Annotated in this window: 25 protein-coding genes; 18 read left to right on the top strand and 7 right to left on the bottom strand. The window is 64.0% G+C overall.

Annotated elements, in window-relative coordinates; all coding sequences use genetic code 11:
* Window positions 1-61 precede the first annotated feature (61 nt).
* The 4 genes from FQ705_RS23955 to FQ705_RS23940 form a co-directional block, all read right to left on the bottom strand.
* Window positions 62-1,024: a substrate-binding domain-containing protein gene (locus tag FQ705_RS23955; RefSeq protein WP_144144943.1), complete on the bottom strand. Its 963-nt coding sequence runs from the start codon at window positions 1,022-1,024 to the stop codon at window positions 62-64.
* An 88-nt stretch (window positions 1,025-1,112) separates the two neighbouring features.
* Window positions 1,113-2,126 (bottom strand): ABC transporter permease, encoded by a 1,014-nt coding sequence (locus tag FQ705_RS23950; RefSeq protein WP_144144941.1) that lies wholly within the window; start codon window positions 2,124-2,126, stop codon window positions 1,113-1,115.
* Window positions 2,107-3,594, bottom strand: coding sequence for a sugar ABC transporter ATP-binding protein (locus FQ705_RS23945; protein WP_144144939.1), 1,488 nt, complete (start codon window positions 3,592-3,594; stop codon window positions 2,107-2,109). Before FQ705_RS23945 ends, FQ705_RS23950 begins: the two co-directional genes overlap by 20 nt.
* Window positions 3,595-3,597: 3 nt before the next feature.
* Window positions 3,598-4,677, bottom strand: a complete 1,080-nt coding sequence (locus FQ705_RS23940) for a LacI family DNA-binding transcriptional regulator (RefSeq protein ID WP_144144937.1) — start codon at window positions 4,675-4,677, stop codon at window positions 3,598-3,600.
* Window positions 4,678-4,975: 298 nt separating this feature from the next.
* On the opposite strand from FQ705_RS23940, the gene FQ705_RS23935 reads away from it, so the two are divergent.
* The 11 genes from FQ705_RS23935 (at window position 4,976) to FQ705_RS23885 (ending at window position 17,113) form a co-directional block, all read left to right on the top strand.
* Window positions 4,976-5,629 carry a protein-L-isoaspartate O-methyltransferase family protein gene (locus FQ705_RS23935; RefSeq protein WP_144144935.1) on the top strand — a complete coding sequence of 218 codons (654 nt, stop codon included), beginning with the start codon at window positions 4,976-4,978 and terminating at the stop codon, window positions 5,627-5,629.
* Between the two features lie 81 nt (window positions 5,630-5,710).
* Window positions 5,711-6,034 carry a rhodanese-like domain-containing protein gene (locus FQ705_RS23930; RefSeq protein WP_144144933.1) on the top strand — a complete coding sequence of 108 codons (324 nt, stop codon included), beginning with the start codon at window positions 5,711-5,713 and terminating at the stop codon, window positions 6,032-6,034.
* A gap of 13 nt (window positions 6,035-6,047) precedes the next feature.
* Window positions 6,048-7,577 carry a TolC family outer membrane protein gene (locus tag FQ705_RS23925; RefSeq protein ID WP_144144931.1) on the top strand — a complete coding sequence of 510 codons (1,530 nt, stop codon included), beginning with the start codon at window positions 6,048-6,050 and terminating at the stop codon, window positions 7,575-7,577.
* 162 nt (window positions 7,578-7,739) lie between these two features.
* Complete coding sequence (locus FQ705_RS23920) at window positions 7,740-8,195, top strand: DUF2844 domain-containing protein (protein WP_144145786.1); 456 nt, start codon at window positions 7,740-7,742, stop codon at window positions 8,193-8,195.
* Window positions 8,192-9,697 (top strand): DUF3443 domain-containing protein, encoded by a 1,506-nt coding sequence (locus FQ705_RS23915; protein WP_144144929.1) that lies wholly within the window; start codon window positions 8,192-8,194, stop codon window positions 9,695-9,697. Before FQ705_RS23920 ends, FQ705_RS23915 begins: the two co-directional genes overlap by 4 nt.
* 449 nt (window positions 9,698-10,146) lie before the next feature.
* Entirely contained in the window at window positions 10,147-11,445 is a 1,299-nt protein-coding gene (urtA, locus tag FQ705_RS23910; protein ID WP_144144927.1) for an urea ABC transporter substrate-binding protein, read from the top strand.
* A 230-nt stretch (window positions 11,446-11,675) separates the two neighbouring features.
* Window positions 11,676-13,313: an urea ABC transporter permease subunit UrtB gene (gene urtB / locus FQ705_RS23905; protein WP_144144925.1), complete on the top strand. Its 1,638-nt coding sequence runs from the start codon at window positions 11,676-11,678 to the stop codon at window positions 13,311-13,313.
* A gap of 1 nt (window position 13,314) precedes the next feature.
* Window positions 13,315-14,499, top strand: a complete 1,185-nt coding sequence (gene urtC, locus FQ705_RS23900) for an urea ABC transporter permease subunit UrtC (protein WP_144144923.1) — start codon at window positions 13,315-13,317, stop codon at window positions 14,497-14,499.
* Window positions 14,496-15,359, top strand: coding sequence for an urea ABC transporter ATP-binding protein UrtD (gene urtD, locus FQ705_RS23895; protein WP_144144921.1), 864 nt, complete (start codon window positions 14,496-14,498; stop codon window positions 15,357-15,359). The genes urtC and urtD overlap by 4 nt, the downstream gene beginning before the upstream one ends.
* A gap of 55 nt (window positions 15,360-15,414) precedes the next feature.
* Entirely contained in the window at window positions 15,415-16,107 is a 693-nt protein-coding gene (urtE, locus tag FQ705_RS23890; RefSeq protein ID WP_144144919.1) for an urea ABC transporter ATP-binding subunit UrtE, read from the top strand.
* A 124-nt stretch (window positions 16,108-16,231) separates the two neighbouring features.
* Window positions 16,232-17,113, top strand: a complete 882-nt coding sequence (locus tag FQ705_RS23885; RefSeq protein WP_144144917.1) for an urease accessory protein UreD — start codon at window positions 16,232-16,234, stop codon at window positions 17,111-17,113.
* A gap of 122 nt (window positions 17,114-17,235) precedes the next feature.
* Here FQ705_RS23885 and FQ705_RS23880 read toward each other — a convergent pair whose 3' ends face one another.
* Together FQ705_RS23880 and FQ705_RS23875 are read right to left on the bottom strand one after the other, a co-directional pair.
* On the bottom strand, window positions 17,236-17,721 hold the full coding sequence (locus FQ705_RS23880) for a hypothetical protein (RefSeq protein WP_144144915.1): 486 nt from the start codon (window positions 17,719-17,721) through the stop codon (window positions 17,236-17,238).
* Window positions 17,722-17,737: 16 nt separating this feature from the next.
* Window positions 17,738-19,339: a hypothetical protein gene (locus tag FQ705_RS23875; protein ID WP_144144913.1), complete on the bottom strand. Its 1,602-nt coding sequence runs from the start codon at window positions 19,337-19,339 to the stop codon at window positions 17,738-17,740.
* A gap of 398 nt (window positions 19,340-19,737) precedes the next feature.
* On the opposite strand from FQ705_RS23875, the gene FQ705_RS23870 reads away from it, so the two are divergent.
* From FQ705_RS23870 to ureG, 7 genes are all read left to right on the top strand, one after another.
* Complete coding sequence (locus FQ705_RS23870; protein WP_144144911.1) at window positions 19,738-20,541, top strand: transporter substrate-binding domain-containing protein; 804 nt, start codon at window positions 19,738-19,740, stop codon at window positions 20,539-20,541.
* A 168-nt stretch (window positions 20,542-20,709) separates the two neighbouring features.
* Window positions 20,710-21,012, top strand: coding sequence for an urease subunit gamma (ureA, locus tag FQ705_RS23865; RefSeq protein WP_011487082.1), 303 nt, complete (start codon window positions 20,710-20,712; stop codon window positions 21,010-21,012).
* A gap of 10 nt (window positions 21,013-21,022) precedes the next feature.
* Window positions 21,023-21,328 carry an urease subunit beta gene (locus FQ705_RS23860; protein WP_144144909.1) on the top strand — a complete coding sequence of 102 codons (306 nt, stop codon included), beginning with the start codon at window positions 21,023-21,025 and terminating at the stop codon, window positions 21,326-21,328.
* Between the two features lie 55 nt (window positions 21,329-21,383).
* Complete coding sequence (gene ureC, locus FQ705_RS23855; RefSeq protein WP_144144907.1) at window positions 21,384-23,090, top strand: urease subunit alpha; 1,707 nt, start codon at window positions 21,384-21,386, stop codon at window positions 23,088-23,090.
* A gap of 6 nt (window positions 23,091-23,096) precedes the next feature.
* A complete protein-coding gene (gene ureE / locus FQ705_RS23850) occupies window positions 23,097-23,804 on the top strand; it encodes an urease accessory protein UreE (protein WP_144144905.1) in 708 nt (235 codons plus the stop codon).
* Complete coding sequence (locus FQ705_RS23845; RefSeq protein WP_144145784.1) at window positions 23,791-24,471, top strand: urease accessory protein UreF; 681 nt, start codon at window positions 23,791-23,793, stop codon at window positions 24,469-24,471. The genes ureE and FQ705_RS23845 overlap by 14 nt, the downstream gene beginning before the upstream one ends.
* Window positions 24,472-24,482: 11 nt before the next feature.
* Window positions 24,483-25,127 (top strand): urease accessory protein UreG, encoded by a 645-nt coding sequence (gene ureG, locus FQ705_RS23840; RefSeq protein WP_144144903.1) that lies wholly within the window; start codon window positions 24,483-24,485, stop codon window positions 25,125-25,127.
* A 40-nt stretch (window positions 25,128-25,167) separates the two neighbouring features.
* Here the strand turns inward: ureG and waaA are convergent, their stop codons facing one another.
* Window positions 25,168-26,487, bottom strand: coding sequence for a lipid IV(A) 3-deoxy-D-manno-octulosonic acid transferase (gene waaA, locus FQ705_RS23835; RefSeq protein ID WP_144144901.1), 1,320 nt, complete (start codon window positions 26,485-26,487; stop codon window positions 25,168-25,170).
* Window positions 26,488-26,489: the final 2 nt, after the last annotated feature.

The raw sequence follows: 26,489 nt of genomic DNA, 5'->3' as shown, positions 1-26,489 counted from the left end.
GCCATCCCGCTGCGACAGCAGTGCAGCCAGCGCGCTCCGGATGCTCAGGTCGGAGTCAAACTCAGAACGGCGAGTCGGGGAAATAGAACTGCTGCGCGTTTTCCTTCGTGATCAGCACCGAAGGGATGATCGTGGTGGGCGGCAACTTCTCGCCTTTCAGACGCGCCTCGGCGGTCAGCTTGATCGCGTCGTAAATGAATTTCGGCGAATACGACACGTCGGCCTTGATCATCGGCGCGCCGTCCATCACGTTCTTCACCATACCCTTCGACCCCGCGCCGCCGAACACGATCTTGATATCGGTGCGCCTGGCCTGCTCGATCGCCTTCAGCACGCCGACCGCCATGTCGTCGTCCGCGGCCCAGACGGCGTCGATGTGCTTGAAGCGCGTGAGGTAATCCTGCATCACCTTGAAGGCGTCGTCGCGATTCCAGTTCGCGTACTTCGCGTCGAGGATCTTCATCTCCGGATAGTTCTTGATCACGTTCGTGAACGCGGTATAGCGCTCGTTGTCGAGCGTGGTCGGAATGCCGCGTAGCGCGACGATGTTGCCCTTGCCGTCGAGCGCCTTGGCCAGATACTCGGCAGGAATCTTGCCGAACGCCGTGTTGTCACCCGCAACGTAAGCGTCCTGCGCGCTGGTGTCGGTCAGGCCGCGATCCACCACGGTCACGTACACGCCCTTCTTCTTCACCTGGGCGACCGGCTGCGTGAGCGAGGCCGATTCGAATGGGAAAATCACCAGCGCGTTGATCTTGTTCACCGTCACGAGATCCTGCAACTGGTTGGCCTGTTCGGGCGCGCCGGCTGCCGTTTTCACGATCACCTTCAGATCCGGATGCGCTTTCTCCAGATCGGTCTTTGCCTTGTTCGCCCACCAGACGATGCCGCCCGTGAAGCCGTGATCGGCTGTCGGAATCGCCACGCCCAGCACGACTTTTTCGTCAGCGCGCGCGACGCCCGCCGTGCCCAGTATTCCCAACGCCAGCATGCCGGCGCCGACCGCTCGAATGACCTGCTTCATGGTTTCGTCTCCAATTGTGGGGCGTACATGCGCCCCGATTCTCGAACCTGCCGCCGTTTCACTTCGTTATCGACTTGATGCTCACCGCCTACCGTCGTCCGCGCTGCACGAACGCGACGAAGATAATCACGACGCCTTGCACCGCCGCGTTCAGATACACGCTGATGATGCTGGTCAGATTCAGAATATTGGCGATCACCGAAAGCAGGATCGCGCCGATCACCGTGCCGATCACGCGGCCTTCGCCGCCCTTGAGCGCCGTGCCGCCGACCACCACGGAGGCGATCGCTTCGAGTTCCCACAGCAAGCCAGTGGTCGGCGTGGCCGAGCCGAGACGCGGCACGTACAACACCGTCGCCACGCCGACGCAGATGCCGAGCAGAACATACGTCACGATCTTCACGGTATCGACGCGAATCGCCGCATAGCGCGCGACCTGTTCGTTCGATCCGATCGCCTGCACGTGACGGCCAAACGCCGTCCGATTGAGGATCAGCGCGCCGCCTGCGGCCACTACGAGGAACACCCAGATCGGCACCGGCACGCCGAACAGGCTTGCGTAGTAAACCGGCCCGTAGAGATCGGTCAGCGAGTTATCGAGTGTCAGCGCACCGCCGTCCGCGAGCCACGTGAGCACCGCGCGGAAAATACCCAACGTCCCGAGTGTGACGATGAACGGCTCGATCCGTCCTTTAGTAATCAGCAGTCCGTGCGCACAGCCGAACAAGCCGCCGAGCACCAGCGCGAACACGATACCGAGCGTGAGAATCATCAGCGGCGCGAGCGTGTGTCCGCCGACACCCGCCGCGAGCGCGTTCATCAGCCAGATCATGCTGCCCGCGATCAGCGCGGCCATCGAGCCGACCGACAGATCGATGCCGCCCGAAATGATCACGAAGGTCATGCCGACCGCGATGATGCCGATGAACGACGTGCGTGTAAGCACGTTCATCATGTTGTCGAGCGTGGCGAAATCGCGGTTGAGCAGCGTGCCGACGATGCACAGTACGATCAGCCCGACGAGCGGCCCGAGCGCATACAGTCGATGCGCGAAGCGCAGCGCACGGCCGGATTGCACAGCTTCAGTGGGTGCCGGTCGCATGAGCGATCAACTCCTCTTCGGTGAGGTGATCGAGCGTCAAGGTGGCTTGCAAACTGCCCGCGCGCATCACGGCGACGCGGTGGCACAAGCCGATCAGTTCGATCAGTTCGGATGAAATGACGATCACCGCGCGGCCTTGCGCGGCGAGACGATGAATCAGGAAATAGATGTCGCGTTTGGCGCCGACATCGACGCCACGCGTCGGCTCGTCGAGCACGATCACATTCGGCTCGGGCTGGAGGAACTTGGCGAGTGCGAGCTTCTGCTGGTTGCCGCCGGACAGCATGCGCGCGCGGCTCGACAGATCGCCGGTGCGGATGCCGAATTCACTCACTGCTTTCGTCAGCGCCGCGCGGCCCGCTTTCATATCGAGTAGCGGATGCGCGTAGCGTTCGAGCGTCATCAGCGTGACGTTGTCCTGCAGGCTCAGGTTCACGTGCAGGCCCTTGCCTTTGCGATCCTCGCTGAGATACGTGAGGCCGTGGCGCATTGCATCGCGCGGGCTTTTCAGATCGGCGGGACGACCGGCGATTTCGATGCGGCCCGCCGTGCGTTTGCGCAAGCCGATGATCGCCTCGAACGCTTCGGTACGACCCGCGCCCACCAGGCCGGCAAAACCGAGTACTTCGCCGGCGCGTACTTCGAAGCTCAGCTCCTCGACCCAGTCGGGCACGGCGAGCCCCTCCACTTTCAACGCGAGCGGTGCGTCGGCGGAGACCGAGATCTTGGCGGGGAACATGTCGGACACGTCGCGCCCGACCATCAGGTTCGCCATCTGCTGACGTGCGAGCCCGGCCGTCTCGCTGCGCGCGACGAAGCGGCCGTCGCGCATCACGATCACTTCATCGGTGATGCGCTCCACTTCGTCGAGCTTGTGCGAGATGTAGACGATGGTCACGCCGTCGGCCTTGAGCTTCGCCATCAGCGTGAAAAGACGCTCGGTTTCGGAAGGCGTGAGCGTGGCCGTCGGCTCGTCCATGATCAGGAGACGCGCGCGGCGCGACAGCGCCTTGGCGATCTCCACCATCTGCTTTTCCGCGACGATCAACTCGCGCACCTTCGTATCCGGCGCTTTCGCGAGGCCGACTTGCGCAAGATAGCGCGCGGCGTCGGCGCGCATCGAGGCATCGTCGACGAACCAGCCGCGCCGCTTCTCGTGGCCGAGATACATGTTCTGCGCGATCGTCAGATGCTCGGCGAGGTTGAACTCCTGGTGAATTAGCACGATGCCCTGCGCTTCGGCGTCGCGCGAACCGGTGAACTGCTGCGCGTGACCGTCCACGATGAGACTGCCCGAGCTCGCGGCTTCATAGCCGGCGAGGATTTTCATCAACGTCGATTTACCCGCGCCGTTCTCGCCGAGCAGACCGTAGATGCGCCCCGGCGCCAGATCGAAACTCACGCCGTGCAGCACGCGCACGGGCCCGAAGTCTTTGCGGATGTCGTCGAAGCGTATTGCGAGGCTCATGGTTCAGGCGCTCCCGCGAATCACGAGCCGGTGCGGCAGCAATACGCCCGGCACGTTAGCCAACGGATTGGCGAGCCGCTGCAGCAACAGACGCGCGGCGGTCTCGCCCAGTTCGCGCATGGGTTGCGCGATGGTGGTGAGCGGCGGATCGATCTGCGCGGCCAGCGAGATGTCGTCGAAACCGACCACGGCCACATCGTCCGGCACGCGCTTGCCGACGCTGCGCAGCCCGTGGATCACGCCGATCGCCAGCGTGTCGGAGACCGCAAAAATCGCGCTCGGGGCGTTCGGCTGTTGCACCAGCGTGGCCGCCGCCGAGGCGCCCGCTTCGTAGTCGAGGCTGTTCAGGTTCTTCCTCCAGCGATCGTCCGGTGTGATACCGGCTTCGGTCAATGCGTCCAGATAGCCTTGTTGACGCTGCCGCGCGTAGAGATAGCCGACATCCGAATTGATCAGGCCGATGCGCTGATGGCCGCGCGCCAGCAGATGGCGCACCGCGTCGCCGGCGGCCCGGTAGTTGTCGATGCCGACGTAGGGCACGCCCATGTCCGGGTCGAACTCGCAGCAGGCGACCCATGGCAGCGCGCCGGAAGCTTCGCCGAGCGCCTGCTGGATGGTGGCCGGATCGAGACAGATCGCGCCGTCCGCGCGGCGACGGCGCAGCAGGTCGAAGTAGCTGCGCTCGCGGCCGGCATCGGCGCCCGTATCGCACAGCAGCATGAAGTAGCCGTGCTGACGCGCCACGCTGTCGATACCGCGCACGATCTCGGCGTAAAACGGATTGCCGACGTCGGGCACCATGGTCAGCAGCAGGCGGCTTTCGGCGGTGCGCAGATTGCGCGCGAGTTCGTTGACGCGGTACCCGCTGGCGTCGACGGCAGCGAGCACCTTGTCGCGCGTAGCTGGGCGCACGTTCTCGTGCCCGTTCAGTACGCGCGACACCGTCGCCACCGAGACCCCCGCCTGCTCCGCCACGCCGGCAATGGATAGGCCTTCGGCCGCCGCACGCGGCAGCCGTCCCCCGGACTGTGAACGTACCCCCGACGGCGCCGCCGGCGCGACCTTGGACGACGATCTGGACAAGTGAACTCGCCTCAAAAATGTAATCGATTACATTTTTGAGCGATGAGAGCCGCAAGCGCAAGGACGGATCACTAGGGATTAACACGGGGGGCGCGCGACCGACCACGAGAGCCCGGCAACGCATAGCGGGCGCCGCGCGCTGCCCGACCGAGCGAGGCTCGACACCGTCATTTGGTACAATCCCGCAGTTACTCTGCCGTGGCTTGCGTCCTGAGCCGGCCCGCGAGGCCGCTGCGCCAAAGCGCGAGCCCACGGCAAAAAATCGCAAAACTCGCCAAACCACACTGCCGACCCCACCATGAACATCGAGCAAGCGCGTTTCAACATGATCGAACAGCAGATCCGCCCCTGGGAAGTGCTCGACCAGGACGTGCTGAATCTGCTCTCGATCGTCAAGCGTGAAAATTTCGTTCCCGCCGTCTACCGCGATCTGGCCTTCGTCGACTTCGAAGTGCCGCTGCCGGGTGGCGAGCACATGCTGGCGCCGCGCGTCGAAGCGCGCGTGCTGCAGGAGCTGGCGGTGAAGAAGCACGAAAGCGTGCTGGAAATCGGCGCGGGCTCGGGCTACATGGCGGCACTGCTCGCGCATCGCTCGCAGCATGTACTGACGGTGGATATCGAGCCGGAACTGGCTGAACTGGCCAAGACCAACCTGATCGCCAACGGCGTGCTGAACGCCGAAGTCGCGACCGGCGACGCCTCGCGCGGTTGGGCCGGCGCAGCGCCTTACGACGTGATCTGTGTGTCGGGCGGCCTGCCGGTGCTGCCGCAGGAAATTCTCGATCAACTGAAGATCGGCGGCCGTCTGGCGGCTTTCGTCGGCACCGCGCCGGTCATGAAGGCGCAGATCATCACGCGTATCGACGACAAGCAGTACCGCATTGCCGACGTGTTCGAAACCTATGTCGAGCCGCTCGTCAACGCCGTGCAGCCGCCGCGTTTCAAGTTCTGAGCGGCGTCAAGAACGCGTAGTGAGCATGTTGCTTCGGACGGCCGGCGCGCCGTCCACTGAACTGAACTGGATGTCCCGCTGATGCAAAACCTGACCGCTCCCGCCCTCGCCGAATGGCTCGCCGACACCTCGCGCCCCGCACCCGTGCTGCTCGACGTGCGCGAACCGTGGGAACTGCAAACGGCATCGATCGCCGGCACGGTGTCGATCCCGATGCGTGAGATTCCCGCACGCAGCGAAGAACTCGACGACGACGCGCAGATCGTCTGCGTCTGCCATCACGGCGCACGCAGCGCCCAGGTCGCGATGTTCCTCGAATCGCGCGGCCACGCCAACGTTTTCAATCTGCAAGGCGGCATCGACGCGTGGTCGCGTCAGGTCGACCCCTCCGTTCCGACCTACTGATCGCCCAGCCGCGATGATGCGCCTACGGGTGCCGGTCCTCGCGGCCACTCTGGCGCTGGTGTGCGCGTCTCTCGCGCTACCCGCGCAGGCCGTCGGCCTCTCCCAGCTTTACGACGAAGCGCTCGACAACGACTCGCAGCTGCAAAGCGCGCGCGCCTCGCTCGCGGCGAACAGCGAAGAGTTGCCGCTCGCGCGCGCCAAACTGTTGCCGCAGGTCTCGGCGTCGCTGACGGGCAGCCGCCAGAGTACGGACTTCGGCGGTGGCTTTCCTTCCTCCTATGGCAATAGCAATGGCTACGTGATTTCGCTCACGCAGCCGCTGATTCACGTCGATAGCTGGTACGGCTACGCGCAGGGCAAGCTGGCGGTGGCATCGGCGCAGGCGTCGTTTGCGCAGGCCCGGCAAGACCTCATCGTGCGGCTCGGGCAGGCGTACTTCGACTCGCTTTCCGCGCAGGACAGTCTGGCCATCGCGCGCTCGCAGAAAACCTCGATCGCCCAGCAACTCGAATCGGCCAGGCGCTCTTTCGAAGTCGGCAACACCACCATTACCGACACCAACGAAGCGCAAGCCAGATACGATCAGGCGGTCTCGCAGGAAATCGCCGCGCAGAACGATCTCGCCGTGAAGCTGGCGTCGTTGCAGCAGATCGTCGGTCATCCGGTCGAGCAGGTGGACGGCCTCGCGGCCGGTGCGCCGCTGCCGCCGCCCATGCCCGCCGACATCAACGAATGGGTCGACGCCGCGAGCGACGGCAACTATCAGGTCGTGCTCAAACAGATCGCGCTCGATAACGCGCAGCGCGAAACATCGAAGGCGAAGGCCGGCCATCTGCCGACCGTCGATCTCGTGGCGAGCCGCTCGCGCAGTAGTCTCGGCGCGGCCGGCGCGGGCAACTTCGGCGGCAATTTCGGTGGCGGCTTCGGCAGCGGCGACAACACGCTCGCGGGCGGCACGCCGGCGCTCGCCGCGGAACTGGGCAATCTGGGGTCGTCGTACACCAACAGTACGATCGGCGTACAGGTCACCATTCCGATCTTCGCCGGTGGCGCCACGCAAAGCCGCGTGCGTCAGACGCTCGCCCTCGAAGACCAGGCCTCGGCCGATCTCGACACGGCCCGGCGCAACGCGGCGCTCTCCGCGCGACAGGCGTTTCTCGGCGTCGTGAGCGGGCTCGCGCAGGTGCGTGCGCTGCAAACCGCCGAGCGCTCGGCGCGCACCTCGCTCGAATCGAATCTGCTTGGCTATCAGGTTGGTGTGCGAATCAACATCGACGTACTCAATGCGCAGGATCAGCTTTTCTCGGCGCGCCGCGATCTGGCGAAAGCGCGTTACGACACGCTGATCAACAGCCTCAAACTGAAGGCGTCGACCGCCAATCTCACCGACGAAGACGTGCTGCAACTGAGCGCGCTGCTCTCGCCAATCGACGACGGCGCGTTGACCGCACTGCCCCAGGCACCGACCGTGCCGCATCCTGGCGTAGCGGCAAAGGGCGCAGCCGGCAAACTCGGGCGACGCGCGCTGCCGCAAGTTCAATAGCCGTTCTTTCGCCGCCCCTTTGCCGACCATGAGATCCGACCGCCGCGGCCTGGCAAGGGCGACGCCGCCGCGCGTCCGTTTCCACTTGCCGTTCGGACTTTTCAGTCAGTCCCAATAAGGCCGCGCTGGCACCATGCTCCGACCTTTTCCCGGAGCAACATGATGAGTTTTGTGAAGGCGGCGCTGGTCGTCGCGGCCCTGTTGCCGCTCGCTTCGTATGCGGCGTTGGGTGGCGCGCCGAGTGCGGGCACGGCCGGGTCGGCGTCGTTGCTTCGGTCGACCGCATCCGCGAACGCGGCGGCTTCTGTGGCGCCGTACACCGTGCACGCGGCATTCGGGAGCGACGGCGTGGCGATCCACGAATATGTGCTGCCCAGCAATGTTGTGTTTGCCGTTACGTGGCAAGGGCCGGTGCGCCCGGACATGAGCGCGTTGCTCGGCAGCTACTTTATGGGCTTTGCCAACGCCGCTGAAGAGCATGTGCGCGGCACGGGTCCGCTGATCGAAGACCGCGGCGATTTTCATGTCGAGTCGGCAGGTCGCGCGGGGCATTTCTTTGGCAAGGCGTACTTGCCGCGACTCGTGCCGGTCAGTGTCCGCGTGGATGAACTGCAATGAAGCGACGCGTGGCTTCGAGGGGATCGAGCAAGGCGACGGTTTTCAATCGGGCGCTTTGCGTTGGGCTGATGACGGCCGGCGCGGCGTTGTCTGGATGCGGCGGTGGAGGGGATGGTGATGCGGCTAGTGGTAGCGCTGCGAAAAGTAGTGGAACCGCCGCGCCGGTGAGGGCGGCCTCGGGGTCGGCGCCGAGTCCGAGTCCGAGTCCGAGTCCAAGTCCGAGTCCGAGTCCGAGTCCAACGCCAACGCCGACACCGACACCGACACCGACACCGACACCGACACCCAGTCCTACACCAAGCCCAAGCCCAACACCAACACCAACGCCAACACCAACACCAACACCAACACCAACACCAACACCAACACCAACACCAACACCAACACCAACACCCGACGCCAACACCGTCCCCGTCACCGTCGAGCGCTGGACGGGCAACTACGTCAACATGCCCTACGTGAGCATCACGATCTGCATCCCCGGGGTGCGGGGTGCCAACCAGTGCGCGACGATCGACCACATACAAGTGGACACCGGCTCGGTCGGCGTCCGCGTGCTCGGCAGCGCTTTGGGTCCGGCATTCGCCGCGCGTCTGCCGACGCAATCCGGCGCCTCCGACGACCCCACCGCGAACGCGCCGATCGCCGAATGCGCGCTGTTTGGCTCCGGCTACACGTGGGCGTCGATCAAACGCGCCGACGTAACGATCGGCGGCAAGACGGCGGGCAACCTGCCGCTTCAGGTGATCGCGGACGGCAAGTACGCTACGCCTACCGACTGCCTGGCACGCGGCGTCAACGACCTCGGAACGGTCATGAGGCTCGGTGCGAACGGCGTGCTCGGCATCGGTCCCGCTCGGCGCGATTTGCCCGCGGCGGCGCAACTCCGCCTGCCGTCGGCCTACTACTACTGCTCGTCCGCGACGTCGTGCACCAACACCCGCATGCCGCTCGACGCCCAGATCGCCAACCCGGTCGCCAACTTCACCTCGGACAACAACGGCACGCTCATCCGTCTGCCGGCGTTACCAGCCGGCGGCCGGACGAGCGTGACCGGCGAGTTGATATTCGGCATCGGCACGCAATCGAACAATGCGCTGCCGTCGCGTCCCAACCTGGTCCCGCTCGATCAGAACGGCTATTTCTCCACCACGTACCGGGGCAAGACCTTCAGCAGCGCGATCGATAGCGGCTCCAACGCAAACCTCTTCGCCGACTACACGGTGCCCTACTCCGGCGACTGGTACGTGCCGACGAGCACGCTCAGCCTGAGCGCCGTGATGACCGGCGCGACGAAAGACGCCACGCCGGTCACGGTGCCGTTCTCGCTGACCAACGGCTGGACCCTGCTGGCCAACCCCTACGCGGCCTACGACAGCCTCGGCTCGCCCACGACCAGCCTGTTCCTGTGGGGCCTCCCGTTCTTCTACGGCCGCAGCGTCTACACGGCGATCGACAACGTGACGATCGGTAAGCAGACAGGGCCGTTCATCGCGTTCTGAGCGGCGCCGTCGATAAGGCGTCCGCCATGAAAGGCATCCCGAGCCCGCACAGACCGGGCTAATTGCCGCCGACGCGTTCATTCACATCGCGTCTTCTTCGCGCGCGAGCGAATTTTCCGCATGGGCAGAACACGGCGCATGCACAAAGGCGCGGCGCTCATGCACCGCCGACGCCCGCTGGCGGATACACGCGCTTCGTTGCGGCGCGACACGCACCCGAACGAGGCGCACGAGCCGATCCTGCACCATATTTGCGCCGCATCCGCATAAATCCCGCTTACCGCGTCTGCCGTCTCAGGCACGGCACAGCACGCCACCCGCGAACTTCGAGTCGAAATTACTGCATGGCATGTGCCTTGCAGTAGATAAGCGGCAAGTTAGGCGGGATAAGCCCTGCTGGCTGAAATCGACGCCCAAAAACAGTCACCATCAATGGCAAGGGGATATACATGAAACGTCGCAGTCTGTTGAAGTTCGGTTCGATGTCGGGCGCCCTAGCGCTGGCGGGTCAAGCGCCGTTTGCGCAAGCACAGTCCGACACCGGTCCGATCAAGGTCGGGGTGCTGCATTCCCTGTCGGGCACGATGGCTATTTCGGAAACGTCGCTCAAGGACACCGCGTTGATGACCATTGCGGAAATCAACAAGAACGGCGGCGTGATGGGACGTCAACTGCAGCCGGTGGTGGTAGACCCGGCATCGAACTGGCCGCTGTTCGCTGAAAAAGCGCGTCAGTTGATCACCTCGGAAAAGTGCGCCGTGGTATTCGGCTGCTGGACCTCGGTGTCGCGTAAATCCGTGCTGCCGGTGTTCGAGGAACTGAACGGCCTGCTGTTCTACCCGGTGCAGTACGAAGGCGAAGAAATGTCGCGCAACGTGTTCTACACGGGCGCCGCGCCGAATCAGCAAGCAATTCCGGCGACCGAATATCTGATGAGCGCGGAAGGCGGCGGCGCCAAGCGCTACTTCCTGTTGGGCACCGACTATGTGTACCCCCGCACGACCAACAAGATTCTGCGCGCGTTCCTCAAGTCCAAAGGCGTGCAGGAGGCCGACATCCAGGAAGTCTACACGCCGTTCGGCCACAGCGACTATCAGACCATCGTCGCGAACATCAAGACCTTCTCGCAAGGCGGCAAGACCGCGGTGATCTCGACCGTGAACGGCGATTCGAACGTGCCGTTCTACAAGGAACTGGGCAACCAGGGGCTGAAGGCGTCGGATGTGCCGGTGGTCGCGTTCTCGGTCGGCGAGGAAGAACTGCGCGGTATCGATACGAAGCCGCTGGTCGGCAACCTCGCGGCATGGAACTACTTCATGTCGCTGCGCAATCCGGAAAACGAGAAGTTCAAGAAACAATGGGCCGCGTGGGTCGCGCAAAACAATCTGCCGGGCGGCACCAAGCGCGTGACCAACGACCCGATGGAAGCGACCTTCGTCGGCATCCATATGTGGAAGCAGGCCGTCGAAAAGGCGAAGAGCGCCGACGTCGACAAGGTCCGCGTGGCGATGATCGGTCAAACCTTCAACGCACCGTCGGGCTTCGTGCTGACCATGGACGGCAACCACCATCTGCACAAGCCGGTGATGATCGGCGAAGTGCGCGCCGACGGTCAGTTCAACGTCGTGTGGCGCACCAAGACCGCGATTCGCGCGCAGCCGTGGAGTCCGTACATCGCCGGCAATTCGAGCAAGCCGGATGTGGTCAGCTCGATTCCGGCCTTCCTGAAACGCTCGCGAGTGGCGTAACAGCAGCAACACGGCTCGCTATGCCGGCGCTGGCCGGTGTGGCGAGCCGACGTGAACTCACGACGAACGCGCCACCGCGTCGTGAGTTCGACTCGTGAAGGGGGTTCTGCGGCGCACGTGGGCGCGTTCCAATCTGGTCTGCGTTCGCGTCTGAACAAGCGACTGGAGCGCACGGCTCGCGCTTCATCCACATTTCGCGCCGCCCCGCCGGTTCTTCTTCAAAGGCCACCATGGCGTTCTCACTCCTGATATCCGCACGCAGACTCGCTCGCCGCAGCATCGGCTGCGCAGCGCTCGTGCTGCTCACCGGCACGCCGCTCGCCGCCTACGCGCTGACCTCGGCCGATGTTGCGCCGCTCGCCGCCGACGACTTCGACGCGAAATCCGCGGCCATCGACAAACTGATCGCCAACCACGACAAGGAATCGATGGCGGTGCTCAAGGCCTTGTCCGATGACAGCGCCCTCGCCACCGACGCAGGTGGCGTGCTGCTGCAGGACGGCGACACCGTACGCGATGCGGTGACCGGCAAAACGGTCCCCGCCGGCGACGCGCAGCCGGTCACCCTGAACAACCTGCTGCGCTCGAAAGTGGCCGGCGCGCTGTCCGGCATGCAACTCGATTCGCCGGACGCCGCGACCCGTGACGCGGCCATCACCTCGCTGCTGCAGAACCCGGACCCGTCGATCAAGCCGCTGGTCGACGCAGCCCGTGCGAAGGAAACCGATCCGGCGCTCAAGAAGCGCCTCGACACGTTGTGGGCGATGACCGCCTTGCACGACGCCGATCCGGCCAAGCGGCTCGACGCCGTGCAACTGGTCGCCGCGCGCCACGACCTCGACATGAACGAATTGCTGCGCCCGCTCGTCGCGAAGAAGCCCGACGGCACCTTCGTCGAGCCCGACGACCGGGTCCGCGCCGCCGCGCAAAGCGGTATCGACGAACTCGATGCGATCCAGCGTCGCAGCCAGATTGCCGGCACGCTGTTCGCGGGTTTGTCGCTCGGTAGCGTGCTGCTGCTCGCCGCGCTGGGCCTCGCCATCACGTACGGGCTGATCGGCGTCATCAACATGGCGCACGGCGAATTCCTGATGATCGGCGCGTACGCGACGTACGTCGTGCAAAACCTTTTTCAACGCTTCGCACCCGGCGCGTTCGACTGGTATCCGCTGCTCGCCGTGCCGGCCTCGTTCGCGGCGGCGGGGATCGTCGGCATCGTGCTCGAACGGCTGGTGCTGAAGCATCTGTATGGCCGTCCGCTCGAAACGCTGCTGACCACCTTCGGTGTCAGCCTGATCCTGATTCAGGCAACCCGCATGCTGTTCGGCGCACAAAACGTGCAGGTGGTGAATCCCTCCTGGATGAGCGGCGGCGTGACCGTGCTGCCGAATCTGATCCTGCCGTACAACCGCCTCGCGATTCTCGCGTTCTCGCTGATCGTGGTCGGCATTGCATGGGCGGTGCTGACGAAAACGCGCCTCGGTTTATTCGTGCGCGCCGTCACGCAGAACCGCCGCATGGCCGCTTGCGTGGGCGTGAAAACCGCACGGGTCGATTCGTATGCGTTCGCGTTCGGTGCGGGCATCGCCGGTCTGGGCGGCTGTGCCCTCTCGCAGATCGGCAATGTGGGACCGGACCTCGGCCAGAGCTACATCATCGATTCGTTCATGGCGGTGGTGCTCGGCGGTGTCGGTCAACTGGCCGGCACGGTGATCGGCGGCTTCGGACTCGGGCTCGTCAGCAAAGCCATCGAGCCGTTCTGGGGCGCGGTGCTCGCGAAGATCGCGGTGCTCGTGCTGATCGTGTTGTTCATCCAGAAGCGTCCGCAGGGCATGTTCGCCCTCAAGGGCCGTAGCGCGGAGGCATGAGATGACATCGGCAACTTCATCGGCTCACGTCGGCGCAAGCGGCAGCAACGAACTGGCCGGCCGCGACGCGCAATCGGGCTTCGCGCTCGGCTTGCCGCCGCGTCCTGCGCTGTTGTCGCGCCGCGCGTGGCTCGCGCTGATCGCCTTGATCATCGTGTTCGGTCTCGGCGTGCCGTTCGCCACGCTGGTCGTGCCGGAGACCAGCGCGTTGCATCTGTCCGCCTACGCGATGACGATCACCGGCAAGTTCATGTGCTATGCGATCGCGGCGCTCGCGCTCGACCTCGTATGGGGCTACTGCGGCATTCTGAGTCTGGGACACGCGCTGTTCTTCGCGCTGGGCGGCTACGCGATCGGCATGTACCTGATGCGGGCGATCGGTCACGACGGCAAGTACGGCAGCGACCTGCCCGACTTCATGGTGTTTCTCGACTGGCATCAACTGCCGTGGTACTGGCAAGGCACGCAGCATCTCGGCTACGCGTTGCTGCTGGTGGTGCTCGTGCCGGCGGTGGTCGCGTGGGTGTTCGGCTTCTTCACCTTCCGCTCGCGCGTGAAGGGCGTGTATCTGTCGATCATCACGCAAGCCATGACGTTCGCGGCGATGCTGCTGTTCTATCGCAACGAAACGGGCTTCGGGGGCAACAACGGTTTCACCGACTTCAAACGTATCGGCGGCTTTCCGATCACGCATCCGGGCACACGTACCGCCCTTTTGCTGATTACGTTCGCGGTGCTGGTCCTCGCCTTCATCGGCGCGCGTGCGATCGTCACGTCGAAGCTCGGCCGTGTCGTGACCGCCGTGCGCGACGGCGAAACGCGTTTGATGTTCCTCGGTTACAGCCCGCTCGCCTACAAGCTGTTCGTGTGGACCGTGTCGGCCGTGTTGTGCGGGATTGCCGGTGCCTTGTATGTGCCGCAGGTCGGCATCATCAATCCGGGCGAGATGTCGCCGGGCAACTCGATCGAAATGGCGATCTGGGTCGCCGTGGGCGGACGCGGCACCCTGATCGGGCCGATCATCGGCGCTTTCGCGGTGAATGGCGCGAAGAGCTTCTTTACGGCGAACTTCCCTGAATACTGGCTGTTCTTTCTCGGTCTGATTTTCGTGCTGGTCCCGCTGCTGCTGCCGAACGGCATCATGGGATTGATCGAAATGGTGACGCGCAAACGGAACCGCTCATGAACGAAAACCCGATGGTTCCTGATCTGGCCTTACCCGAAGAGCCCGCCGAAACCTCCTTGAGCGGTGTCGCGAGCATGGGTCGCGCGGTCGTGCCCGGCGAGATCGATGTGTCGCACGGCACGATCCTGTATCTCGAAGACGTGACGGTGAGCTTCGACGGTTTTCGCGCCTTGAATGCATTGACGCTGACGATCGATGCCGGCGAGTTGCGCTGCATCATCGGACCGAATGGCGCGGGCAAGACCACGATGATGGACGTCATCACCGGCAAGACCGAGCCGGATTCGGGCAAGGTGTTTCTCGGGCAGTCGATCGATCTGACGCGGATGAACGAGCCGTCGATCGCGCGAGCCGGCATCGGCCGCAAGTTTCAGAAGCCCACGGTGTTCGAACAGCATCCGGTGTGGGAAAACCTCGAACTCGCGATGAAAGCGGACAAGGGCTGGTGGTCTTCGTTGCGCGCGCGCCTGGATCGCGAAGCGCAGGCGAGGATCGAAGAGACGCTGGTGCTGATCGGCCTCGAAAGCGAAGCGCGGCGTCTTGCCGGAGAGCTTTCGCATGGACAGAAACAGCGGCTCGAGATCGGCATGTTGCTGATGCAGCAGCCGGCGCTTTTGCTGCTCGACGAGCCCGCCGCCGGCATGACCGATGACGAAACCATGCAGCTGGCCGAATTGCTCAATCACCTGCGCGGCACCTGCTCGATGATGGTCGTCGAGCACGATATGGAGTTCGTCGCGGCTTTGTCGGGCGCCACCGGCAAGGTCACGGTGATGGCCGAAGGACGCGTGCTTGCTCATGGCACGCTCGATGAGGTCAAACGGGACGAGACAGTGATCGAGTCGTATCTGGGTCGATGAGTGGGTCGATGAGTGGGCCACTGGACGGGCCGATGAAACCAAGGGTCGAACGCACATGCTAGAAGTAGAAAACCTGAATCAGTACTACGGCGGCAGCCACATTCTGCGGGATGTGAAGCTCACCGTGCCGGACGGCAAACTGACTGTGCTGCTGGGCCGCAATGGCGTGGGTAAGACCACCCTGCTGCGTTGCCTGATGGGCGTCGTGCAGACGAAGAGCGGGTCTGTCGCCTGGCGTGGGACGCCGATCACCAGGCTGCCGACTTATTCGCGAGTGGAAAAGGGCCTGGCCTATGTACCGCAGGGACGCGATATTTTTCCACGGCTGACCGTCGAGGAAAATCTGCTGGTCGGTGCGGCCAGCAAGAAGGCGCCCAGGAAAATCCCCGACCGCATCTATGAACTGTTCCCTGTTCTCAAGGATATGCGCAGCCGGCGCGGTGGCGATCTCTCAGGGGGGCAGCAACAACAGCTCGCGATTGGCCGTGCGTTGATGAGCGACCCGCAGTTGCTGATTCTCGATGAACCGACCGAAGGGATTCAGCCTTCGATCATTCAGGATATCGGGCGCACGCTTCGACAGCTCGTCGAGGAAATGGGCATGACAGTGCTGCTGGTCGAGCAGTATTACGACTTCGCCAAAGACATCGCCGATCGGTATTGGGTGATGAGTCGCGGTGAGATCGTCGCGGGCGGCGAAGGCGCGAATATGGATACGGACGGCGTACGGGCGTTGATCGCCGTGTGACCGGCGCACGCCATTCGGCGTGCTATTCTCGCCGCATCCTGTGGCGACGCGGTTGAGCGTTGCCCGACGTGCGCAGCCACGCTTCGCTTGTCTTCGTTTCTTCGTCTCCTCGTACTCCATTCGCATGTCGCTTCACGAAAATCACGCTACGCTCGCTACTGCTCAATCCGAAGCGCATTCGCAATGGCGCGCCCGGCTCGAACTCGGGTTCGTCAATCACGATGGACGGACTGCGCTCCAGCATCGGTTGCATGAGGGGCCTTTGCGGGTGCAGCGGCCGCTTTATCCCGAGGGTCAGGCGATCTGTCATGCGGTGATCGTGCATCCGCCCGGCGGCGTTGCGGGCGGCGATCAGCTCGCTATCGATGTCGAGGTCGGCGCCGGCTCACATGCCGTCATTACGACGCCAGGCGCGACCAAATGGTACAAGTCCAATGGACGCGCCGCGCACCAGCAAATCGCCGTGCGGGTTGGCGAGCACGCGAAGCTCGATTGGCTGCCGCAGAACAACATCGTTTTCGATCATGCGAATGCAGGACTGGATTTTTCGCTCGTGCTTGGCGAAGGCGCAACCGTGATTGGCTGGGATGCCACGCAGCTTGGACGGCAAGCTGCGGGCGAACGGTGGTCGGACGCAAGCTTGCGTGCAGTGTCGCGGATTATCGGCGCGAAGGGCGAACTGCTGTGGCTCGAACGCGCCACGCTCTCGGCAAGCGATCCGTTGCGGGACGCGGCGCAAGGGTTGGCCGGGTTTCCCGCATACGGCACGTTATGGGCCGTTGGACCGGCTTGCGATGATGCGCTCGCAGAGACGCTGACGGCTCAGTTGCCGTTCGATGAGTCGATGCGGGGGGCGGCTTCCTGCGTCACCGACGGCGTGTTGATCGTGCGCGCGGTGTCGCGGTCTATGGAAACGCTGCAGCGCGCGTTGACGCAATGCTGGCTTCAGCTGCGCCCGATCGTGCATGGGGTCGAGGCCGTGCCGTTACGCATCTGGTCCACGTGAAGTGATGTGATTGCGCCGAGGCGCTTCCGGCATGCCCTTCGATACACTGCCGGCGACCCGATCCGGAGAGTTGCCGGAACGAGCCGCGCGGCAGTGGCCACGACAGATTGCGCTAGCGTCGCTTAATGCCGGATTTCCTGCGCGGGCATTTCGATCACGCGCTGTCCACCCGACGCGGAAACGGCCGACCCTGCCGCCGCAGCGCGGGGCTTGAACATTGCGCTCCCAACGGTCACCGGAATCGACAGCACACTGGTGCCCGAGGTCGTCGTGGCAAACACATTCAGAAAATACGTCCCATCGGATGCGGCCTGCACGACAACGGTGTCCCGATCAGCGCCCTTGCTGTCTGGCGTGAGCGTCTTCTGTGCCGGACCGGACAGTTTGAGCGCGCCTTCCGTCGTATAGGTCACCCGGGTATGGCCGGTCGCCGGCAAACCCTCGTAGCGGACCTCCACGCTGATCGGTCGACCTGCGGCACCGCGCGCGGCGACGGCATGGAGATTGACGCCGCCATAGTTCTTGCCGGTGATGGCCGCCGTTTGCGCCGAACTCGCTTGCGCGCCGAACACCAACGCGGCCGCGAGCATGAGTGAAATCATTTTCATTTGTCTTGGCTCCCTGTTACGGATTGACCGGCTGCATGGACAAGCTGGCGCAGTGGGGCGACGTGCCGCGCTCGACGTCTTCATCCAGATCGCGCTGCGACGCGACGTCTGCGGCGTAATCGCCGGCCGCGGGAAAGTCGACGATCGTCGTGTGCTGGCCAGGCTCCGGGTCCGGCGACCGCTGGCCCAAAACATAAGCTTTCACACCGTAGTCGTTGGCGTCGGTTTCGTTCGCCAGGGGTTCGACCATGAACCGGTACTCGCCCGCCGCGGGAACTGTGACGCGCAGATGGCGATAGTTGCCGAGCTTGTTGCCTCCGCCGAATTGCGTCGTCATGCATGCCGTCACAGTCTGGTTGGATGTGAGCGGTAAGTAGACCGGAAACACCGCCGGGTTGGCATCCTCCGGATTGCCCTCGAATTTCGTCTGGCTTCCCCACGCGTCGAGTCGCTCGCCCGGCTGCACCTTGATGGCGCCAAGCAATTGGTCGAGCATGCGCTTGCCCGCTTCGGTGAGCCCCGGCCGCAGCACGGACGCGAATGAAAATACGCTGGTCAGCGCGGGCGTGGTCTTTTCCCCCGTTAGCATGGCGTGATACAGCGGCGCGAAGCCGATGTCCGGTGATTGACTCAGCGAGTAAAGGAAATTGCCGACCGCCGACTCATCGAACCACGCACGCTCGCTACCCTGTTCTACTTCATCGAGGCGCATAGAGACACCCAAAGCGGCCTGTTTTGGCCCCGCCGTGTCGGTGTAGATGGGCGTCCCGCGCATCATCGACGAGAACGAGTTGCCGAACCCCTCGCCGAAGGCGACCCGCATGTCGAGCTTGTCGCCCGAGGTGTGGATACCGCCCATGCTGTCAGAGCGCGAAACGCTGCTCTCCACGTAGTGCCCGAACTCGTGAACGAGCACGCTGGCGTCGTATTCGTCGGTATCGACGTTCTCAGCGCCGAGGATGTACAAGCCAATGGCGGAGTCCGAATCCTGCCAGTGGCTCGTACCGATGAAGCCACTGTTCAAGTCGCCCGAGGTCGGCCGGTTGTCGACGCTCCAGAAAACATTGAGCATCGGCAGCGCCACGCCCGGCTCCGCGCGGTGCAGTTTCTGCGCGGCATTCACGGTCTGGTCGAGAATCGCGAACGGCGCCGCCGTGCGTGGCGCACCGTAACTTGCGCCAGTCCAACCGGAGCCGGCGTTCAAGTCGAGCTTCGTTGCGGCCGAGGTGGTCGTGAAAACACTGCCGCGCATCGAATAGAGCGGCGCGGTGTCCGGCGCATTCCTGTACTCCGGTGCAGTGTTGTCGCGAATCCCGATCGCGTAGTCGGACACACTCGCCGTCGCTTCGGACGCCTGTGCCGTGACGCGCAAATAGGCACGTTTGCCGGCCGGTACCTCGACGCGATAAGCACCGGTGTCGTCCGTGGTGGTCTTGCCGAGTACGGTAACGCCGTCGTCCGAAACCAGCTCGACGAGCGCGCGGCGCACCGGGCGCTTTTCGGTCTTCGCGTAGTCGAGGCCGCCTTGCGCCGCGCCTTGTGAGTCGACGCTCAACGTGGTCGGGACGTAGTCGTAAGTGATTTTCCCCGCGACTGCCGGCGTGGCATTCGGAGTCAAGCTGTCGGAACCGCCGCCGCACGCCCCCAGAACTGCCGCGGATAACAGGCATAGCGAGAAACGGACTGTCCGCCGCGCCCTGCCAAACGGTTTCCTGCGTTCCCTAATCATTCGCGCCCCAAATTTTTATGAAAGCGCGATGTTAGGTTTGGCATAACGCCTGACAAATCAGACTGCTCTGAATTCTTCTCTGTTCATGACGACGAGCAGTGTCTAAGGGCAGTCGCCCGCGAACGCACCACAATAGGGCGAACATGCGCTCGATTTCGGTGCATGATCCCCCGCTTCTCACGTGTGCGCGCCGCACCGGCATGGTACATACCTTGCTTAACAACCCCTTACGATGCTGCCGCGCCCTGACGGCGGCCGACCTGATTCGCCACCACCGCTCAAAGAACATGAACCGATCGACTCTTCGCCCCGCGCGTCGCGCCTGGCTTGCCGCGCTCCTGCTCTCGCCCGTCCTCGCCATCCACGCGGCCGCCGCGCACGCCGATACGCTCGACAACATCGCCAAAGCCGGAGTGCTCAAAGTCGCCGTGCCGGAAGACTATCCGCCGTTCGGTTCGGTCGGCGCCGACATGAAGCCGCAAGGCTATGACATCGACACTGCCGCGCTCCTCGCCAAGTCGATGAACGTCAAACTCGAACTCGTGCCGGTCAACAGCGCGAACCGTATTCCGTATCTGCAAACCGGCAAGGTCGATCTGGTGATCTCGTCGCTCGGCAAAACGCCGGATCGTGAAAAGGTCATCGATTTCTCCACCGCCTACGCGCCGTACTACCAGGGCGTGTTCGGTCCCGCCGACATCAAGGTCACCGGCCCCGCCGATCTCACCGGCAAGACGGTCGGCGCGACGCGCGGCGCCCTCGAAGAAATCGGGCTCACGCAGATGGCGCCGAATGCGACCATCAAACGCTTCGAAGATAACAACGCAACGATCGCCGCATTTCTTTCGGGGCAAGTGCAGTTGATCGCCGCCGGCAACATCGTGGCCGCCGCGATCCTTGCGAAAAATCCGCCGCGTCGGCCGGAGCCGAAGTTCGTGATCAAGAATTCGCCATGCTTCGTCGGCATGAACAAGAACGAGCCGCGTCTGCAACAGAAGGTCGACGCCGCTATCGCGCAAGCCAGGCAGGACGGCACGCTCAACACGATGTCGAAGAAATGGTTCGGCGCACCGTTGCCGGCCGATCTGTAAGCGGCCCGTTAGGCGCGCTTGATACCGTAACCGGCTTATCCGGCCTTGCACTCGTCATGGATGCATCCAGTGCATCGCACACGATCGCCCCCATGACGCGCAGCGCCTATCATTTTCGCAGCCGGTCCCGTCCGGGATCGGCGCAACGAAACCCAAAGCACACATTCGATGAAGCTGACACCTCGTGAGAAGGACAAGCTGCTGATCTTCACCGCCGCGCTGCTCGCCGAGCGGCGCCGCGCCCGCGGTCTCAAACTCAACTACCCGGAAGCGATCGCCTTCATCACCGCCGCGCTGATGGAAGCGGCCCGCGACGGCAAGACCGTCGCCGAGGTCATGCACTACGGCACGACCCTGCTCACGCGCGACGACGTCATGGAAGGCGTGCCGGAAATGATCCCGGACATCCAGGTCGAAGCCACGTTCCCCGACGGCACCAAGCTCGTCACCGTCCATCATCCGATTCCTTGAGGCAGGCCCCATGATTCCCGGCGAACTCATCATCGACGATGGCGAACACGAACTCAACGCAGGCCGCGCCACCGTCACCGTGGTCGTGTCGAATACCGGCGACCGGCCGGTGCAGATCGGCTCGCATTACCACTTCTATGAAGTGAACGAGGCCCTCGCCTTCGATCGCGAAACGGCGCGCGGCTTCCGGCTGAACATCGCGGCGGGCACCGCCGTGCGTTTCGAGCCCGGCCAGGAACGCACCGTCGAACTGGTCGCACTGGCGGGCGAGCGCGTCGTCTACGGCTTCAACGGCAAGGTGATGGGCAAGCTGTGACGCGCGCGCCGCGCCCCTCCGCTTTGACCGACCTGCTCATTTCCGGACTCACATCATGACCTTACGCATTGGCCGCCGCGCTTACGCGGAAATGTTCGGCCCCACCACCGGCGACCGCGTGCGTCTCGCCGACACCGATCTGCTGATCGAAGTCGAACGCGACTTCACCACCTACGGCGAAGAAGTGAAATTCGGCGGCGGCAAAGTGATTCGCGACGGCATGGGCCAGTCGCAACGCGTGCACGCCGACGTCGTCGATACGGTCATCACTAACGCGCTGATCCTCGATCACTGGGGCATCGTCAAGGCCGACATCGGCATCAAGGACGGCCGTATCGCCGCGATCGGCAAAGCGGGCAATCCCGACATCCAGCCGAACGTGACGATCGCGATCGGCGCAGCCACCGAAGTGATCGCGGGCGAAGGCCTGATCGTCACGGCGGGCGGCATCGATACGCACATTCACTTCATCAGCCCGCAGCAGATCGAAGAAGCGCTTGCGAGCGGCGTGACGACGATGCTCGGCGGCGGCACCGGTCCGGCCACGGGGACGAACGCTACAACCTGTACGCCCGGTCCGTGGCATCTCGAACGCATGCTGCAGGCGGCCGACGGTTATCCGATGAATCTCGGCTTTCTCGGCAAGGGCAACGTGAGCCTGCCGCAACCGGCGCTCGAGCAGATCGCCGCGGGCGCGATCGGTTTGAAGCTTCACGAAGACTGGGGTACGACGCCCGCCGCAATCGACAACTGCCTCTCGGTCGCCGACGACACCGACACCCAGGTCGCGATCCACACGGACACGCTGAACGAAGCGGGCTTTGTGGAAGCGACCGTGGCCGCGTTCAAGGGCCGCACGATTCACACGTATCACACCGAAGGCGCGGGCGGCGGCCACGCACCGGACATCATCAAGGTCTGCGGCGAAGCGAACGTGCTGCCTTCGTCGACCAATCCGACGCGTCCGTACACCGTCAACACGCTCGACGAGCATCTCGACATGCTGATGGTGTGCCATCACCTCGACCCGTCGATTGCGGAAGACATTGCGTTTGCCGAATCGCGCATCCGCCGCGAGACCATCGCCGCCGAAGACATCCTGCACGACCTGGGCGCGTTGTCGATGCTGTCGTCCGATTCGCAGGCCATGGGACGCGTGGGCGAAGTCATCATCCGCACCTGGCAGACCGCGCACAAGATGAAGGTGCAGCGCGGCGCCTTGCCGGAAGACAACGCGCGTCATGACAATTTCCGCGCCAAACGCTACGTCGCCAAGTACACGATCAACCCGGCGATCACGCACGGCATCGCGCACGAAGTCGGCTCGATCGAGCCGGGCAAGTGGGCCGACCTGGTGTTCTGGGAGCCGGCATTCTTCGGCATCAAGCCGTCGCTGATCCTGAAAGGCGGCATGATCGCGATGGCGCAGATGGGCGACCCGAACGCGTCGATTCCGACGCCGCAGCCGGTCCACTATCGCGAGATGTTCGCGACGCGTGGCGGCGCTTTGGGACGCACGTCGCTGACTTTCGTGTCGCAGATGGCCGCCGATGCGGGCGTCGCCGAACGTTACGGTCTGAACAAGCGTATCGTGGCGGTAAAGAACTGCCGCAACATCTCGAAGGCAGACATGATTCACAATGCGTGGCGCCCGGCGATCAGCGTCGATCCGGAAACCTATCAGGTGATCGCGGACGGTCAGTTGCTGACCTGCGAACCGGCCACCGTGCTGCCGATGGCGCAACGCTACTTCCTGTTCTAAAGAACCATGCGCACTCTGGATAAACTCATCGCGCCGCATCTTAAGCTCGCGCCCGTGCTGGTGAAGCGGGCGCCGACGCTGACGCTCGCGTTCGACGAGCGTCGCAAGAGCCGGCTCGCCGCCACGCTCGACAGCGGTGAAGAAGTCGCGCTGCTACTGCCGCGCGGCACGGTGCTGCGCGACGGCGACGTGCTGGTCGCGGACGACGGCGGTCTCGTGCGGGTCGTCGCAGCGGCTGAGGCGGTGCTGGTGGTGCGCGCGAAAGATACGTTGACGTTGACGCGCGCCGCCTATCACCTCGGCAATCGCCACACGCCGGTGGAAGTCGGCGCGGATTATCTGAAGCTCGAATACGATCCGGTGCTGGCCGATATGCTCAAGCGCATCGGCGCAACGGTCGATCAGGTGTCGATGCCGTTCCAGCCGGAATCCGGCGCATACGGCGGCGGACATAAGCATGGTCATGACGAGACCTTCGCTGAAGACTATGCGCTCGCGCAGCAGGTGTTCGGCGAGCACCATGGGCATGCGCATTCGCACGATCATGGCGAGGACGGTCATTCGCACGATCACGATCACGGGCATGGACAGACTCAGGCTCACGGACACTCGCATGAGCACGGCCATGACCATGGCCACGATCACGATCACGCCGACCACGTCCACGACGAATCCTGCGGCCACGGCCATCACCACGATCATGCGCATCGCTGAACTCACGGCGCTACTGCATCTCGCGTCGCCGGCGCTGCCGATCGGCGCGTTCAGCTACTCGCAGGGACTCGAAGCAGCGATCGAAGCGCAACTGATCACCGACGCCGACTCCGCGCGCAACTGGATCGCAAGCGGCCTGACCGATGTGCTCGCGCACGGCGAGTTGCCGTTCCTCGCGCATCAGATGGAACGCTGGCGCACGCACGACGCCGCCGCGCTCGCCGAAGCCAACAGTGAATTCCTGGCAAGCCGCGAATCGGCGGAATTGCGCCGCGAAACGGAGCAGATGGGCTGGTCGCTGCGGCAGTTGTGCGTATCGCTGGAATGGGGCGATGCAGAGCGACGCGCGACGCTCGCCTCGATGACGCCACTCGCGCAACCCACGGCTTTTGCCTTCGCCGCCTACGCCAACAATGCCGCCGTCGACGCCACTCTCGCCGCCTATGCGTTCAGCTGGGTGGAGAACCAGGCCGCGGCTGCATTGAAAGCGGTGCCCTTGGGACAAGTCGCGGGACAACGCATCATCGTCGCCCTGCGCGACCCGATCGACGCCGCCGTCACGCGCGCGTTGGCGACGTCGCCTGACAACATCAACACTTTCGCGCCGCAACTCGGCATTCTGTCGGCGCGTCACGAGTCGCAGTATTCGCGGCTCTTTCGCTCATAAAACGAACCATCATGAACGCACCTCATCATCCCGCTCAACGTACGAAGAAACTGCCGCCGCTGCGTGTCGGCGTCGGCGGCCCGGTCGGTTCGGGCAAGACCACGCTGCTCGAAATGCTCTGCAAGGCGATGCGCGACCGGTACGACCTCGTTGCAATCACCAACGACATCTATACGAAAGAAGATCAGCGTCTGCTGACCGTGGCGGGCGCATTGCCGGCGGAGCGGATCATGGGCGTGGAGACGGGCGGTTGTCCGCATACGGCGATTCGCGAAGACGCCTCGATCAATCTCGAAGCCGTGGACCGCATGCTCACGCGTTTTCCGGATGCGGATATCGTCTTCATCGAATCGGGCGGCGATAACCTCGCGGCGACCTTCAGCCCGGAACTGTCGGACCTGACGATCTACGTGATCGACGTGGCCGGCGGCGAGAAGATTCCGCGCAAAGGCGGCCCAGGGATTACGAAGTCGGATTTGCTGGTGATCAACAAGACGGACCTCGCGCCGATGGTCGGCGCGAATCTCGACGTGATGGCCTCGGACGCGAAGAAGATGCGCGGCGAGCGGCCCTTTGTGATGTGCAATCTGAAGGCGCTGGATGGCCTGCCGGATGTGATCGCGTTTATCGAGAAGAAGGGGTTGCTGAAGGTGTGAAGCCGGGGGCATGTGTTCTGCGTATTGCGCCCCCGTTCCTTCACTCCGACTCCGGCACCATCGCCATCAACACATCCACGGTCCGCGCGGTCGCGCCACGATGGCGCGCCGCGAACGCCGACGCCGCGCCGCCCATCGCGAGCCGCCGCGCTTTATCGCTGAACAGCTCGCGCAACGCGCGACCCAGATCGGCGGGATCTTGCACCTGCACCGCCGCGCCAGCGGCCACCGCATCCGCCGTAGCCTGCGTGAAATTGAACACGTGCGGCCCAATCAGCACCGGCACGCCCACCGCGCACGCCTCGATCAGATTCTGCCCACCGAGCGGCAACAGACTCCCGCCGATAAACGCGAGATCCGAAGCGGCATAGTAAGCGCCGAGCTCGCCCATCGAATCGCCCAGCAGCACCTTCACGCCAGCGGGCAAAGCAGGCACGCCACCATCCGCCGTCACTGCCGCCGACGCCATCTTCGCATCCGGCGCCCAGTTCGAGCGCCGCTCGAGTCGCAGCCCGGCCTTCTCGACCAGCGCCGCCACTTCATTGAACCGTTGCGGATGGCGCGGCACCAGAATCAGCAATGCATCGTCGACACCGAGCGCCGCGAAGGCCTGCAGCACCAGTTCCTCTTCGCCCTCACGCGTGCTCGCCGCAACCCACACGGGCCGCGTGCCGATTGCCGCGCGCCATGCATGCCCGCGCGCGGCCAACTCCGGCGGCGTGCTCATATCGAACTTCAGATTGCCGAGCACCGCGACATTGCGCGCGCCGAGCGAGGTCAAGCGCTCCGCATCCGACGGACTCTGCGCCAACACCCGCGCAAAGCCACCGAACACGTCTTTGGTCGCATTGCCGAACTTGGCCGCGCGCCTGAACGAGCGCGCCGACATTCGCGCGTTGGTCAGAATCAGCGGCACATCCGCGCGACGGCATTCGTCGATCAGCGTTGGCCACACCTCGGTTTCCATCACCAGACCGAGCGAGGGCCGCCATGCCCGCAAAAACCGCCGCACTGCATGCGGCATGTCGTACGGCAGATAGCAGCGCAACACGCGGTCGCCGAAAATCTGCTCCCCGGTCGCACGGCCGCTCGGCGTCATGTGAGTCAGCAGAATGCGCGCGTCGGGACGCGCCTTGATCAGTGCGTCGATCAGCGGTTGCGCGGCACGCGTCTCGCCCACCGACACCGCATGCACCCAGATCAACGGCGCGTTGTCTTCCGGCAGACGGCCGCGCGAATATCCAAAGCGTTCGCCGATATGCTCGCGATAACCGCGCTCCTTGCGCGAACGGATCATCAGGCGCAGCACGGCAACCGGCGCGACGATCCACCACAACGCGTTATAGATCGCCCTTAGCATCG

This window comes from Paraburkholderia sp. BCC1884 (assembly GCF_900996225.1).
GTDB lineage: Bacteria > Pseudomonadota > Gammaproteobacteria > Burkholderiales > Burkholderiaceae > Paraburkholderia.
This window is presented reverse-complemented; position numbering and strand designations above follow the sequence as displayed.